Below are 14,156 nucleotides of genomic sequence, written 5' to 3'. Positions count from 1 at the left end.
AGGGGTTATCATTATCGTAAAGCAGTGCCCGAACTTGGTTCGTTCAATAATTGTTCAATATCGTGTTTTAATTTTTCAATTTCTTCTTTTTTTAAAGTATCATAAACTTGCCCTCTAACAACGCCATTTTTATCTACTAATGCTACAAATTGAGTATGAATAAAATCATCTTTAATATCGTTAACACTATTTTTTGGGTCATCTATACCATAGCTGTAACGGGCCATTTTGTATAAACTATCTTTCCTTCCTGTTAAAAACTCCCATTTTTGGGTATTCACTTGCATAGAGTCAGCATAACGTTTCATTTTTGGAACAGAATCATTGTCAGGATCACAGGTGTGTGATAATATCATAAAGTCGGGGCGATTCTTAAACTGCTCATATACCTCTTTCAGATTGTTGTTCATTCTGGGACAAATACCTTTACAAGTGGTAAAAAAATAGTTTACTACATATACTTTTCCTTCCACATTTTTATTGGTAACCGGTTTGCCATCTTGATCAGTAAATTTGAACGGTAACACTGTGCTTCTTTCTGTAAGCGTGCTGCGTTGAAACATATCGGTTACCCGTGATATTACAAACATAAAAACCGCCACTAAACCAATAAAAAACACGGAATAAATTATCAGCTTCTTCTTGTTCATGAAAATTAATTAAATAGATTGCAAATTTACGCCTTCAAGATGGCTAAACAGTGAGGAAGATTTTTTTGTTTTGTTAATTTTGCAACATTGTTGCAATGTTCTTATCTTTGTGCCATGTTTTTGAAAAAGGTAAATTGGGATGTAGTGGGAATTATTACTTCTGTTACCTGTGCCATTCACTGTGCCTTGCTGCCAATTGTATTATCCAGTTTGCCCCTATTAGGTATAGAAGTAATTCACAACCGAGCATTTGAGTATTTTATGATTGGATTGGCTTTTGTTATTGGAGCATTTTCTTTATTGAGGGGTTATTTATACAAACACCACCAATTGAAACCCCTATTTATTTTCTTAATTGGTATTCTTTTTTTAGTTGCCAAACAGTTTTGGCATAAATGGGAAGTAGTATTATTAATACCTGCCGTAATTTTTATTGTTTATGGCCATTTGCTTAACAATAAAACCTGTACCCATAAACCTGCGGTTAATGTTACCAAGTAACGTTTTAGCTTTATAAATTTATCTTATGATTACATCAAGTAAGTTAAAATGGGGTGTCTTCCTTCCTAAAGTAATATTTATCTAAGCCTAAATTACGCATGTACTGTTTATAGCATTGTTCAACATAATAGCCAAATTCCAGGTCATTCAGCATTCTCAATATTTCATAGTCAGGCCTATATTTTACCATGAAGCTATCCAATTCAGGCGATGTAAGGCCAGTAATTTTTCGAACAAAACCTTTATTAAATCGATGGTCGATATAAGCATCTTGTTCTTGTTGAATTAAGCGACGTTGCAATGATTCAATGCTTTGGTTTCGTTTTCGCCGAAATAAATTAATAATTTCATCTAAATCTAAACCTACAGTAACACTACCGGGGTTGTAACCTGATGGGCCATTGCTTAAACGAAGGCCCGGTTTTCTGAAATTAAATATTTTGGCATAATCCTGTCTGTTTTGAATACTATCCAGTTTATAACTTCTGTTGCGAACACTTACATCCGGTAAATTATAGGCATTTAAAAATATTTGTATGTCAAATGCTTCTGTATTAGTAATTGTATCTACCGGGTATTTCATAGTGGTTTTATTAATCAATGAAAACCAAATAGAGTCATGCGGAAATACTGTAACGCTGTATTTGCCCAAAGAGTCAGTTAAAGTTCCTTTACCGGATGATGTTAATACTGCAACTGCTTCTATTGGACGACGAGCAGATATATCATAAACCGTTCCTTTAATTGTAAATGCCTTTGAAGGCTGCTGTGCATGGGCTTCAACAATAACAAAGATGAATAAAGATAGTAAGTAAATATATTTTGTCAAACTGTTCAATTGGTTTGTAATATTAAAGCCAAATTAACTAAGATGAATAGCTTTTAGCAGGAATTAACATGTTATTTAAAAATTTTAAGCCCTACTTGTTTAGGTTAAAATTTTTGTTCAATAATTAATGGAAGCATTTTACGCCAGGTAGGCCAATCGTGTGTAATATCGGTGCCCCAAATTGCTAAATCATTCCAAATGCCTTTATCCCATAGTACTTTGGAGAATTTTCTGCTTGCATCAGGATCTTCATACGCCCCTGAGCCTGAATAAATATGAATATGGTGGCTGACTTTAATTTTATCTAAAAACCAGGGGTCTGTAAGGTTGGGTATATAGTGTTGCGGGCTGTTGTAATATACTTGCTCATCCCAATAGCCTTTTGTGTATTCTGTTAAGTCGTACACACCACTCATGCTTATAGCACCGTTTATGATATCAGGGCGTTTTAAAAATAAATTCATGGCATGCAAAGCTCCAAAACTAGCACCGCAAGTAAATATTAAGGTGTTATTACTGGTATGCCTGCGTATATAAGGAATAACTTCATTGTGCACATATTCATTAAACTGATTCTGACGAATGGCTTTATGGGCAGGTTCCATACTGTCGTTCATCCAGCTTTGGTTATTCATGCTGTTTATGCTAAATACTTTTATTTTTCCGGCATGAATATGGGGTGATAGTGCATCAATTAATTGAAATCGTTCATATTCTAAAAAATCGGCTGCTGCAGTAGGTATCAGCAGTAAAGCAAATCCGAAATAACCATAAGTTGCAATGGGCATTTCTTCTTGCAAAGCGGGACTAAACCACGATGTTATTTCTTTTACCATAAGTACAAGTGGTTTATAAGCAAGTTCTTTTTATTTCTTTCCAAACTTCCCTATAACATTGTGCGGCATAGCTACTGGATGCAAAGGTTTCCAGTGGGGCTTGGTGAATTCCCATTTTTTCTATATCGCTGAGGTAGGGGATATAATTCTTTAAAAAAAGTTTGTCTTTATAAAATTCATGCATGGTTTCATGGTGCAAATTTTTTCTATGGTCAACCATACTAAAGAAACATTTTATTTTATCGCTATTTATATCATTGTCTTTAAAAAACTGCAATACAGTTTCAAATGAACGAATGGATAAGGTTGTTGGAATATTGGGCATTAAAATCCAATCAGTAGCGTAAAAAATGGCTTCATGTAAAATGGAAAGCCCGGGAGGGCAGTCTATAATTATTATATCAAATTCTTTTTTAAAACTGTTTAATAAACCGGCTACTTTCTTTTTAAACTGTTTCATTTCGTTTAGTAAAATATCTGCATATCGTGCAGAAATATCGGCCGGTATAACTGATAAATGATCATATGCAGTTGGTATTACAGCTTCTGTAATATCTATTTCTTGCAATAAAATTTTCTTTGACTCATTTTTGGTAGTAGCTGAAGCACCCAAATAAAAGGAAGCGGAACCTTGTGGGTCTAAGTCCCATACCAAAGTTTTTTTCCCTTCTTGTGCAGCTAAATAAGCAAGGTTAACGGCTGATGCGGTTTTTCCAACACCGCCCTTTAAGTTATAAAATGCTAAACTGACCATAGTTTAAATATACAAAACATTTGAATGCATCAAATATTCCATACAAATTTTTTGCAACTATGGGTTTAAATATGCTTGCAATACTGTATTGAATAGGTTAATACATAGTATTTCCCTAAGCAGCAAAATGTACCATGATATGATGAAGAGGGCAATGAAAGTACCTTCCGAGTAGATTACATTAAATTGTTGTCTATGGCGTATTTTATCAATTCTGCATTATTGTGTACATGCATTTTGCTTAAAATACGGGCTTTATAGGTACTAATGGTGTTTACACTTAATGACAATGCTTCTGAAATTTCAGAAATGGTTTTGCCTTTTATAATAAGTTGCAAAACCTGAAATTCCCGGTCAGATAATTGTTCGTGTGGTGCTTTTTCAAAATCATCGCCGTAGGCTTCGGCCAGTATTTCGGCAACTTCAGGGGTAATGTATTTTTTTCCTCTCAATAAGGTGTTAATGGCTGTAACTAATTCTTCCGGTGCGCTTTCTTTGGTTAAATACCCTGATGCTCCTGCTCGTATTGCTCTTAATGCATATTGCTCAGGAGCATGGGTGCTTAGTACTAAAATGGGTATGTGTGGACTAATATCCTTAATTTGTTTAATTGCATCAATACCGGATAGGCCGGGCATAGAAATATCAGAAATAATAATGTCCCACTTTTGTTTCATTACTTTTTTAATCAAGTCAGTACCTTCAGATACTTCTTCAATTTCAGCAGAAGGGAAGGCCTTTTCCAAAATCATAATCAAGCCCTTTCGTAAAACATTGTGGTCGTCCGCTAAAATTATTTTCATATGAATATTTTATTTTACAAAAATTTGTGATACAAAAGCATCAATACTTAAAGGTCTTTAAGTTAAATGGGTATTTTCACAGGTTTTGTACCTTTTAAAAAGGTAACGCTTGCAAATATATTTACTTCGCGGAATAAATAGACTGGAATATTGTATGGGTAGTAAGTTACAAACTTTTTTTGAGGTTTCAAAATGTACAAGATAGTAATTAGATAATAGCGGCAGGAAAATAAAAAAGGCATCTCTAGAAAGAGACGCCCATAAATCCTATATCCTATGAAAAACCAAAACGTTTTTAACCCCCTAAACCAGAAACATTCTGATATTCAATAGGGCAAATTTGGAGTATTTTACTGATTAAATTATTCACCCAATAGTATGATTTTAAGGGTATTGTATGAAATTAGGCTCAATGATTTTACAACTCATTCAAGCATAAAACAGCAAACTCAGCTTAAGGAGTGCTAGTACCGATAATTCCTGCAAAATTGATAAAAGCAATTTAAATCCAATTGCGCAATTTAGCTATGGCTGCCGTTCTGGAAGTAACTTCTAACTTGCCATAAATATTGGCAATATGTGTTTTAATGGTGTTAACAGAAAGATAAAATGATTCTGCCATTTGCTGGTTTGTTTTGCCATCATAAATAGCTTGTAAAATTTCAAATTCACGTTCACTTAACGCCTTCACTAAATGTTTATTAATTGCTTTTAATGATAAACCGGGGTATGCGGCATTGTGTTGTTGTGCATGATTGTGTAAGGCAATTTCAAGATTTACCAACACGTCTTTTTCATCGAACGGTTTTACAATATATCCGGCAGGAATGGTTTTAATGGCACGTTCCAATGTTAGTCTATCGGCATGTGAGGTAAGATACACAAATGGTAATTTGTATTTGGTATTAATTACGCCCGCCAAATCAATACCATCTTTCTCTTCATGCAAATTAATATCCAATAAAATTGCATCGGGCAAATTGATTTCTAATTCTTTTAAGGCATCAAATGTATTGTATGCAATACCCGATACACAAAAATCAAGATTGGTTAAACATTGCGCAATATCCGCTGCAATTAAAGGCTCATCTTCTACAATTAAAATTTTAATTTCACTCATATACTGCAGTTTTGGTGTGGTAATTGGGAATAATTAACGTTATAGTAGTGCCATTTGAACCATCAATATACAACTCTGCTTTCAATTTTTTTATAAATGAATCAATTAATTGATAACCCATAGTACTCAAGTGTTTAAAATCAATTCCATTCGGTATCCCAATACCATCATCTTTTACTTGCAAAATTAATTTGTTTTGCCAGGTATGCAAAGTAACTTCTAAAGTACCCTTTTCACGGCCTTTAAAAGCATATTTTAAAGCATTGCTGATTAATTCATTCAATATTAAACCAATGGGTATTAAATAATCAATGTCTAATTGAATAGGGTCCACTTCCATTTTTAGTTGAATGTTTGCTTCATCAATATTGTACGAGCTAAATAAATTGTTGATGAGTTTCTCAATATACTCGTGCATATCTATGCCGGCAATATTGCCTTCCACATATAAATTTTGATGAATAATTGCCATAGCTTTAACCCTGTCTCGCGCCTCTTTTAATGCAATTAGTGCATTTTCATCTTGTATGGTTTTGCTTTGCAGATTTAATAAACTGCTAATAACTTGTAAATTGTTTTTAACTCTGTGATGAATTTCTTTCAATAATACTTCTTTATCTGCCAATGATTGTGTAATTAATTTGTTTTTCTCTGCTAATTCGTGGTTTAATTTTTCTTTATTGAAATATAAAAGTAAAATGCTGCCTAGGCTAAATACCATAACAATTAGTCCAATACTATAAAATATGATAATGTTTTTTTTGTCTTTTAATGCCAACGTTTTTAATTCATTGTCTTTGTTTAAAATTTCTATTTGTTGGTCTTTTTGTTTTGATTCGTATTTGGCTGCTAAATCATTTAAGCTATGTATGTTTTCTTCTGTTCTTAACGAATCAGTTACTGATTTATATAATTTGTAATATAGTAACGCATTAGAAAGATTGCCTTGTGCTTCATAGGCATCGGATAAATTTTTGTAATAATAACTAAACAATTCAAGTTTATTATTATCGCCAACCGAAGGTAATTGAATGCCTTGTTTAGCATAGCTTATAGCTAATGAATAGTTATGCAAACCTAGATAGGCATCACTTAATCCTAGTAATAAATAGGAATAAACAGTAACATCTTTTTCTATATTACTACTGCTTTCTATTCTTTTAAAATAGGCGAGGGCTGTATTATACTCTTGCTTTCCATTATAACAAAACCCCATGTTTAAATAGGCGTTTTTTAGCAAGTTTGGAGAGGAAGCAAATTTGGCATAATTGATAGCGATATGTAAAAAATGAACTGCACTATCATATTTTTTTTGCCGCTGGTATACATCTGCTATGTTACTATAAATATTGGCTAAGTCATTTGTATCTTTATGCGAAGCATAAATTTTCAAAGCTTCATTTAAATGGAATAAAGCGTTTTTGTATGCCTTTGTTAAACTAAATAATATACCTATATTATTGTGTGTATCTGCAATTTGTAATATATTCCCAATTTTTGTTCTGGTTTCTAATGCTCTGTAATGCCAAAATAAAGAGCTATCTAATTGCCCTTCTAAATAATATGATAAGGCCATATTATTTTGTGCATTACCCAAACCCTCATCGTCTTTTTCTTTGATACTTAAATAAATTGCCTTTTGTAATAATGCTCGTGATTTTTTGAAATTGCGTTGTAAGTCGTAAGCTTGTGCCAAGTTGTTTAGCACTTTTGCCAATAAAATTTCATTGGGTGCTTTATTGCTTAATAGTAAAGCCTCCTCACCATACAAAACGGCTTTTTGTGGGTCGATGGACAAATAGTTGAAACATAGTTTATATAATCCTTCAATTTTCATGCTATCTGTTGTGCCATGATATGCCATGGCTTCCAATGAATCTAATGAAGGAACTTGCCCGTAAGAGGGAAGATGGCAAATAAATAAAAAAATGAATAAAATGCCAATCAGCTTCATGTTTTAAAAATGAGAGGGTAAGGGCTAAGATTAATATTTAACAATATACACCAATTAATATTATTTTGAAATAAGCTATTGTATTTTAAACGATGAGAAGGGCTAAAAGCGTATAGAACTCTAAACACTATTTATCATTTTTTAGAGTTTTTAACTTCTCTTGCAAGGCAAACATTTTATCGCGAAGGTGTGCTGCTTCAATAAATTCTAAATCACGAGCTGCTTTTTCCATTTGTTTTTTAATTTGAGCAATACTTTTTTCTAATTGAGGTATCGTCTGATAAGTGGCGCCATCTTCTGCAGCTAATAACCCTTCTTTTGTAGAAACTGTGCTTGCTGTTTTTTCCTGCTCTGTTTCTTTTATGTCTAAAACAGAGGTTTGTTGCATAATTTGTTCAATTGATTTTTTTATGGTAGTAGGAGTAATATTATGTTCAATATTATAGGCAATTTGTTTTTCTCTTCTCCGGTTGGTTTCATCAATGGTTTTTTGCATACTTTCTGTAATGGTGTCGGCATAAAAAATAACTAAGCCTTTGGCATTTCTAGCGGCTCTTCCTGCCGTTTGTGTTAATGATTTTTCATTGCGTAAAAAACCTTCTTTGTCTGCATCTAAAATAGCTACCAATGAAACCTCCGGTAAGTCAAGCCCTTCCCGTAATAAATTAACGCCTACTAAAACATCAATCTCTCCTAATCTTAATTGTCTTAAAATTTCTACCCGCTCCAATGTATCTACATCACTGTGTATGTATTTCGATTTTATATTAATTCTATGCAGGTATTTATCCATTTCTTCCGCCATACGTTTGGTAAGTGTGGTAACCAAAACCCTATCGCCTTGTTTAACTCGTTTATCTATCTCATCTAGTAAATCATCAATTTGATTCACGGAAGGTCTTACTTCAATCGGTGGATCTAATAAACCGGTGGGTCTAACTACTTGTTCAATAACTACACCTCCTGTTTTTTCTAATTCATAATCGCCGGGTGTTGCACTTACAAAAATGGTTTGGCCAATTAAATTTTCAAATTCATGAAAATTGAGTGGCCGGTTATCTAATGCACTTGGTAACCTAAAACCAAATTCAACCAGTACTAATTTTCTACTTCTGTCGCCTCCATACATACCGGCAATTTGTGGTATGGTTTGGTGGCTTTCATCAATGACACATAAAAAGTCTTTTGGAAAATAATCTAATAAACAGAACGGACGTGTGCCGGGTTGTCTGCGGTCAAAAAAGCGTGAATAATTTTCAATGCCATTGCAATAACCTAATTCACGTATCATTTCTAAATCATATTCAACACGCTCTTTAATGCGTTGGGCTTCAATGAATTTGCCTATTTTGGTAAAGTATTCAACCTGTTCCCGCATTTCATCCTGAATTTCATGAATTACTTGTTGCAAAATATCTTTGGGCGCCAGGTATAAGTTAGCAGGGAAGATGGCAGCATTTTCTAAGGTGCCAATTTTTTTACCGGTAACCAAATCAAGGCTCTCAATAGTTTCAATCTCATCGCCAAAAAAGCGAATGCGATAGCCATAATCTGCATAAGGTAAATTAATATCAACGGTATCGCCTTTTACACGAAAAGTGCCTCGGCTAAATTCAACCTGAGAGCGATTGTATAATGCATTTACTAAGGCATGTAAAAATCCTTGACGAGAAATTACCTGTCCTTGTTGAATTCGAATAATGCCATTTTCATAGTCAGTTGGATTACCCATACCATAAATACAGCTAACACTGGCCACTACTATTATATCTCTTCGGCCTGTTAGTAGTTGTGAAGTAGCTTGCAGTCTTAATTTGTCCAGTTCTTCATTAATGCTCAAGTCTTTTTCAATATAGGTATCACTAACAGGCATGTAAGCTTCAGGCTGGTAGTAATCATAATAACTTACAAAGTAACCTACTGCATTATTGGGAAAGAATTGTTTAAACTCACCATACAATTGCGCTACTAAAGTTTTATTATGTGTTAATACCAGCGTTGGCCTTTGCACTTGTTGAATAACATTGGCAATGGTAAAAGTTTTCCCACTACCGGTTACGCCCAGTAATGTTTGAAATTGTTCTCCTTCCTGTAATCCATTTACCAATTGTTTGATGGCTTCCGGTTGATCTCCACCGGGAGAATAAGGTGCATCAATTTGAAAAAGCATACTGCAAATTACTGCATTAAAAAAATATACTGTTGTGTTATGCTAAAATTTGCTGATAGGGCAATTGTGTTGCTGCAAATACTTTGTTAAAAGAAGACTTACACTGATAGATTTTCTCGATTTCATTATTGTATTTATAAATAAAACTTATGTTTTTATTGTTGTACTTTTGGAAATCTGAATGATAAAACAATAAAATATGGACCCTATTACACATCACGAAAAAGAGACCCACAAAATGAATGGTGCAGGCAAATGCCCATTTAACCATGGTATGATTAATCAAGTAGCCGGTGGTGGTCCCAGCAATCAAGATTGGTGGCCCAATCAACTAAAGTTGAACATTTTGCGCCAGCAATCTGAACTTTCTAACCCAATGGGTAAAAAGTTTAATTACGCAAAAGCATTTCAATCACTCGATTTTGCTGCCGTAAAAAAAGATCTTTTTGAATTGATGACGAATTCACAAGATTGGTGGCCTGCTGATTATGGTCATTATGGACCCTTATTTATTCGTATGGCATGGCATAGTGCCGGAACTTATCGTATTCATGATGGAAGAGGAGGTGCCAGTTCCGGTTCGCAACGTTTTGCTCCGCTAAATAGTTGGCCTGATAATGCTAATTTAGATAAGGCCAGAAGATTGTTATGGCCTATTAAACAAAAGTATGGGGATAAGCTTTCATGGGCTGATTTAATTGTGTTGGCCGGAAACTGTGCGTTAGAATCTATGGGCTTTAAAACATTTGGATTTGGCGGTGGTCGTGAAGATATTTATGAACCTGAACAAGATATTTACTGGGGTGCAGAAACAGAATGGTTGGGCGACAAACGTTATACCGGAAACAGAGAATTAGAAAATCCTTTGGCCGCTGTACAAATGGGTTTAATCTATGTTAATCCGGAAGGGCCTAACGGCAATCCCGATCCGTTAGCTGCTGCAAAAGATATTCGCGAAACCTTTGGCAGAATGGCCATGAACGATTATGAAACTGTTGCTTTAATTGCCGGTGGGCACACATTCGGTAAAGTACATGGGGCTGCCGATCCATCTAAATATGTAGGCCGTGAACCTGCGGCTGCCGATATTGAAGAGCAAGGCTTAGGCTGGAAAAATACTTTTGGCACCGGTGTAGGAACCGATGCTATTACCAGCGGTTTGGAAGGGGCATGGACAAAAACACCTACCCAATGGGATAACAATTACTTTGAAAACCTATTTGAATATGAATGGGAATTAACAAAGAGCCCCGCAGGGGCACACCAATGGAAACCCAAAAATAACGCAGGTGCCGGTTCTGTACCCGATGCGCAAGACCCCAATAAACGCCATGCTCCATTTATGCTGACTACCGACTTAGCCTTGCGTGTTGACCCCGCTTATGAAAAAATATCTCGTCATTTTTATGAAAATCCCGACGAGTTTGCCGATGCTTTTGCTAAAGCTTGGTATAAATTGATTCACCGCGACATGGGCCCCATTTCCCGTTATTTAGGTCCTGAAGTTCCTAAAGAAGTTTTGTTATGGCAAGACCCCATTCCGGAAATCAATTATCAATTGATTGATGCAAATGATATTGCCACATTAAAGCAAACCATTCTTAATGCAGGTTTAAGTATTGCTGATTTGGTTACAACTGCATGGGCTTCTGCTTCAACCTTTAGGGGTTCCGATAAACGTGGTGGTGCTAACGGTGCCAGATTACGCCTTTCACCCCAAAAATATTGGGAAGTAAATAATCCTCCTCATTTAGCGAAAGTGTTGGATGCATTAGAAAAAATTCAACAAACCTTTAATGCTGCACAAAAAGGAAATAAAAAAGTTTCGCTAGCCGATGTAATTGTATTGGCAGGCTGCGCAGCAATTGAAAAAGCAGCACACGATGCGGGCTTTAAAGTAACAGTTCCATTTACTCCCGGCAGAAATGATGCTACGCAAGAACAAACTGATGTTGAATCGTTTGCAGTATTAGAACCAATTGCCGATGGCTTTAGAAACTATGTAAAAGCTACCGGTGCCAACAAAGTGTTACCCGAGCATTTGTTAGTGGATAAAGCACAGCTATTAACCCTTACTGCACCTGAAATGACAGTATTAGTGGCCGGTATGCGTATGTTAGGCGCTAATTACGATGGTTCTAAACATGGCGTATTTACTGATAAGCCCGGTACACTTACCAACGATTTCTTTGTACACTTGTTAGACATGAACAACAAATGGGTACCTGTTTCAGATAAGAAAGAGGTATTTGAAATAAAAGATCGTAAAACAGGTAAAGTAAAGTTTACTGCTACAAGAGTGGATTTAATTTTTGGTTCTAATTCTGAACTCAGAGCCATTGCTGAAGTTTACGGAGCAAATGATGCAAAAGAAAAATTTGTACACGACTTTATTGCAGCATGGAATAAAGTGATGGAGTTAGACCGATTTGATTTGCATGCATAACTTTTTCATATTGGTTCATATATGTATTATGAAGGCAACTGTTCTCAGTTGCTTTCTTTTTTGCATGCATATAGCTGCTTTAAAGTTTTATACTACTCATGCCCCCATCAATATGGAAAATTTGGCCGGTAATCCAACTGCTTTCAGGGCTTAATAAAAATGAAGCCAAATTAGCCACATCAGTAGCAGCACCAATTTTTTTTAAGGGATGACGTTGGGCATTCAACTCTATTTTTTCAGGGGTGCTTAAAAAGTTTTGTGCTAGTGTAGTATTTGTAATAGAAGGTGCAATACAGTTTACTCGAATAGCAGGTGCCCACTCAGCAGCTAAAGCTTTGGTTAATCCTTCAATAGCTCCTTTGCTGGCACTTACCAAGCTATGAAAGTTAAAACCTGTTTGTACTGCAATGGTACTAAATAAAACAACGGATGCCTGTTGACTTTGTTTTAATTTAGGCAAACATAATTGTAATAATTTAACGGCACCCACTACTTGTAACTGATAATCTTGTATAAAATCGTTTGCACTAAATCGTTGAAAAGGTTTTAACTGTATACTTCCAACGCAATAAGCCAACCCATCCAATTTTTCAGGTAAAAAGCTTATATCAATGTTTTCATCTAAAACGTTTAAAGGGTGGTATTCAATGTTGTTTGTATTTGTTTTCGAATGCTGCAAATAAGTGCCGAAAACTTTATGATTTTTTTCAGCTAATTGTGTGGCCAATGCACCACCAATACCATTTGTACCTACAACTAAGTATTCCATTAATCAATTGTTTTTAAGAATAACGTTATTCCATACAAAATGTTTAAGGCTTGCTTAAGGAAAAAATAATGCTAAGGGTTTAAGTGCAAGAAAATAGTTAGATGAAAATGGTGTAAAGCACTATTGTGTGATGTGTCGCTTGATTTGCAGCGGTGTTCTATACAGTTGCAGCTAACGTTTTAGGGCTTTGTGTTCGGGCGGATTTCGGAGCACAAAACTGTCAAAACACCACAAAAGTTGATGCGAGGTAGTATGTTCAATTAACCACTTTACCCGCCATTGAGCCAAACGCCTGTTATAAGCCGTTTTTCTATTTGTCATTTATGCCAATCAGTTCAAAAATTAATTCTGTCAAAGTCTTGACATCACTCTCAATTGTTCCTTTCATATAGCGTTCGTAAACACTTTTGTTGTCTGGTGGGTTGAGATTTAGTGTCAAGTGTTTTTCTATTGCCAACAGTCGTAAAAACTCTCTTTGCGTTCGTCCGTTCCCTTCTCTGAATGGGTGTAAATAGTTGACGTTATCTAGAATGTTAGCTAATTTCTCAGCTAGCAGTTGTTTGTTGTCTTTCGGAATTTTCTTGAAGTCGGCAATTAATTGGTCAATGTATCTGAAAGCATTGTCAAAGTGCGAAGTAGGGAAGAACTGTTTACCGTCTTTGCTAATCTCAACTGTCCGTTTTTTGCCTGCCCAAACGTAAATGTCTTGAAATAAATATCTATGAATTTCAAAAAGGGTGTCAATACCCTTTATTTTTATTGGCTTTTCGTAAAGTTCTTGTAGTCGTTTGGTTACCACACCGCTCTCAACAAAGAGCAATACATCCGGGTCAGTAATGTCTTGTAAGTTCCTTAAAAGTCCTGTCTTAGGGTCTGTGTAGGTGAAGTAAGGGTCTATGTATTTGTAGGAATTAGACATAGGCTTTTTGTTTGGCAAACGCTACAAGTTCTGTAAGAGATATTTTTCCTGTCACATAGTCCCGTATGATTTCGATACCTTTTGGTGTCGGTTTAAAGCCTTCAAACATATTGCTCCCTAAGGCATTTGCTGTGCTTTCTAAGGTTTTTAAGTCCGAAAACTTAATTCCCATTATTGTCAGGTTGTTTCTGTCTATTTCTATCGTGTTGAACATATTTTTCAGTCTTAATTGCACTTTAAATTTACAAAATATTTAGGACAAATCGCTTGTTTCTGTCGCTTTAAAATGGCTTATAACGGAAACGCATTTGCGCTTAGGCGGTGATAGTGTAGGCTCCCCATTTTCAGTACGTATCAAAAGTAGAATTTAAATCATTTGATTGCATAATACTATTATTATTATAA

General features: G+C 35.2%; 13 protein-coding genes. 2 read left to right on the top strand and 11 right to left on the bottom strand.

Features of this window, described 5'->3' with window-relative positions; all coding sequences use genetic code 11:
- Window positions 1–11: 11 nt before the first annotated feature.
- Window positions 12–650, bottom strand: coding sequence for an SCO family protein (locus ACP5P5_RS05670; RefSeq protein ID WP_428285134.1), 639 nt, complete (start codon window positions 648–650; stop codon window positions 12–14).
- A 114-nt stretch (window positions 651–764) separates the two neighbouring features.
- On the opposite strand from ACP5P5_RS05670, the gene ACP5P5_RS05665 reads away from it, so the two are divergent.
- On the top strand, window positions 765–1,151 hold the full coding sequence (locus tag ACP5P5_RS05665) for a MerC domain-containing protein (protein ID WP_428285133.1): 387 nt from the start codon (window positions 765–767) through the stop codon (window positions 1,149–1,151).
- A gap of 43 nt (window positions 1,152–1,194) precedes the next feature.
- Here the strand turns inward: ACP5P5_RS05665 and ACP5P5_RS05660 are convergent, their stop codons facing one another.
- From ACP5P5_RS05660 to uvrB, 7 genes are all read right to left on the bottom strand, one after another.
- Window positions 1,195–1,980, bottom strand: a complete 786-nt coding sequence (locus tag ACP5P5_RS05660) for a hypothetical protein (protein WP_428285132.1) — start codon at window positions 1,978–1,980, stop codon at window positions 1,195–1,197.
- A 104-nt stretch (window positions 1,981–2,084) separates the two neighbouring features.
- Complete coding sequence (locus ACP5P5_RS05655; RefSeq protein WP_428285131.1) at window positions 2,085–2,816, bottom strand: esterase family protein; 732 nt, start codon at window positions 2,814–2,816, stop codon at window positions 2,085–2,087.
- Window positions 2,817–2,829: 13 nt separating this feature from the next.
- A complete protein-coding gene (locus ACP5P5_RS05650; RefSeq protein ID WP_428285130.1) occupies window positions 2,830–3,570 on the bottom strand; it encodes a ParA family protein in 741 nt (246 codons plus the stop codon).
- A gap of 176 nt (window positions 3,571–3,746) precedes the next feature.
- Window positions 3,747–4,373: a response regulator gene (locus tag ACP5P5_RS05645; protein WP_428285129.1), complete on the bottom strand. Its 627-nt coding sequence runs from the start codon at window positions 4,371–4,373 to the stop codon at window positions 3,747–3,749.
- 502 nt (window positions 4,374–4,875) lie between these two features.
- Entirely contained in the window at window positions 4,876–5,493 is a 618-nt protein-coding gene (locus ACP5P5_RS05640; protein ID WP_428285128.1) for a LuxR C-terminal-related transcriptional regulator, read from the bottom strand.
- On the bottom strand, window positions 5,486–7,447 hold the full coding sequence (locus ACP5P5_RS05635) for a tetratricopeptide repeat-containing sensor histidine kinase (protein WP_428285127.1): 1,962 nt from the start codon (window positions 7,445–7,447) through the stop codon (window positions 5,486–5,488). Before ACP5P5_RS05635 ends, ACP5P5_RS05640 begins: the two co-directional genes overlap by 8 nt.
- 127 nt (window positions 7,448–7,574) lie before the next feature.
- Window positions 7,575–9,617, bottom strand: coding sequence for an excinuclease ABC subunit UvrB (gene uvrB, locus ACP5P5_RS05630; protein WP_428285126.1), 2,043 nt, complete (start codon window positions 9,615–9,617; stop codon window positions 7,575–7,577).
- 199 nt (window positions 9,618–9,816) lie between these two features.
- On the opposite strand from uvrB, the gene katG reads away from it, so the two are divergent.
- Window positions 9,817–12,063 carry a catalase/peroxidase HPI gene (gene katG / locus ACP5P5_RS05625; RefSeq protein ID WP_428285125.1) on the top strand — a complete coding sequence of 749 codons (2,247 nt, stop codon included), beginning with the start codon at window positions 9,817–9,819 and terminating at the stop codon, window positions 12,061–12,063.
- Window positions 12,064–12,142: 79 nt separating this feature from the next.
- On the opposite strand, the gene ACP5P5_RS05620 is transcribed toward katG, so the two are convergent.
- The 3 genes from ACP5P5_RS05620 to ACP5P5_RS05610 all read right to left on the bottom strand — a co-directional run bounded on the left by ACP5P5_RS05620 (window position 12,143) and on the right by ACP5P5_RS05610 (window position 13,965).
- Window positions 12,143–12,832, bottom strand: coding sequence for an SDR family NAD(P)-dependent oxidoreductase (locus ACP5P5_RS05620; RefSeq protein WP_428285124.1), 690 nt, complete (start codon window positions 12,830–12,832; stop codon window positions 12,143–12,145).
- 310 nt (window positions 12,833–13,142) lie between these two features.
- Entirely contained in the window at window positions 13,143–13,751 is a 609-nt protein-coding gene (locus tag ACP5P5_RS05615; protein WP_428285123.1) for a Fic/DOC family protein, read from the bottom strand.
- Window positions 13,744–13,965 (bottom strand): antitoxin VbhA family protein, encoded by a 222-nt coding sequence (locus ACP5P5_RS05610; protein ID WP_428285122.1) that lies wholly within the window; start codon window positions 13,963–13,965, stop codon window positions 13,744–13,746. Before ACP5P5_RS05610 ends, ACP5P5_RS05615 begins: the two co-directional genes overlap by 8 nt.
- Window positions 13,966–14,156: the final 191 nt, after the last annotated feature.

The sequence above is a fragment of the Hydrotalea sp. genome, assembly GCF_049968455.1.
Taxonomy (GTDB): domain Bacteria; phylum Bacteroidota; class Bacteroidia; order Chitinophagales; family Chitinophagaceae; genus Hydrotalea.
Note: the sequence above shows the minus strand (reverse complement) of the source record. Positions and strands in the feature narration are given on the sequence as shown.

Coding starts and splice junctions, on each gene's coding strand:
- ACP5P5_RS05670 (WP_428285134.1), bottom strand. CDS start 650: ATGAACAAGAAGAAGCTGATAATTTATTCCGTGTTTTTTATTGGTTTA.
- ACP5P5_RS05665 (WP_428285133.1), top strand. CDS start 765: ATGTTTTTGAAAAAGGTAAATTGGGATGTAGTGGGAATTATTACTTCT.
- ACP5P5_RS05655 (WP_428285131.1), bottom strand. CDS start 2,816: ATGGTAAAAGAAATAACATCGTGGTTTAGTCCCGCTTTGCAAGAAGAA.
- ACP5P5_RS05650 (WP_428285130.1), bottom strand. CDS start 3,570: ATGGTCAGTTTAGCATTTTATAACTTAAAGGGCGGTGTTGGAAAAACC.
- ACP5P5_RS05645 (WP_428285129.1), bottom strand. CDS start 4,373: ATGAAAATAATTTTAGCGGACGACCACAATGTTTTACGAAAGGGCTTG.
- ACP5P5_RS05640 (WP_428285128.1), bottom strand. CDS start 5,493: ATGAGTGAAATTAAAATTTTAATTGTAGAAGATGAGCCTTTAATTGCA.
- ACP5P5_RS05635 (WP_428285127.1), bottom strand. CDS start 7,447: ATGAAGCTGATTGGCATTTTATTCATTTTTTTATTTATTTGCCATCTT.
- uvrB (WP_428285126.1), bottom strand. CDS start 9,617: ATGCTTTTTCAAATTGATGCACCTTATTCTCCCGGTGGAGATCAACCG.
- katG (WP_428285125.1), top strand. CDS start 9,817: ATGGACCCTATTACACATCACGAAAAAGAGACCCACAAAATGAATGGT.
- ACP5P5_RS05620 (WP_428285124.1), bottom strand. CDS start 12,832: ATGGAATACTTAGTTGTAGGTACAAATGGTATTGGTGGTGCATTGGCC.
- ACP5P5_RS05615 (WP_428285123.1), bottom strand. CDS start 13,751: ATGTCTAATTCCTACAAATACATAGACCCTTACTTCACCTACACAGAC.
- ACP5P5_RS05610 (WP_428285122.1), bottom strand. CDS start 13,965: ATGTTCAACACGATAGAAATAGACAGAAACAACCTGACAATAATGGGA.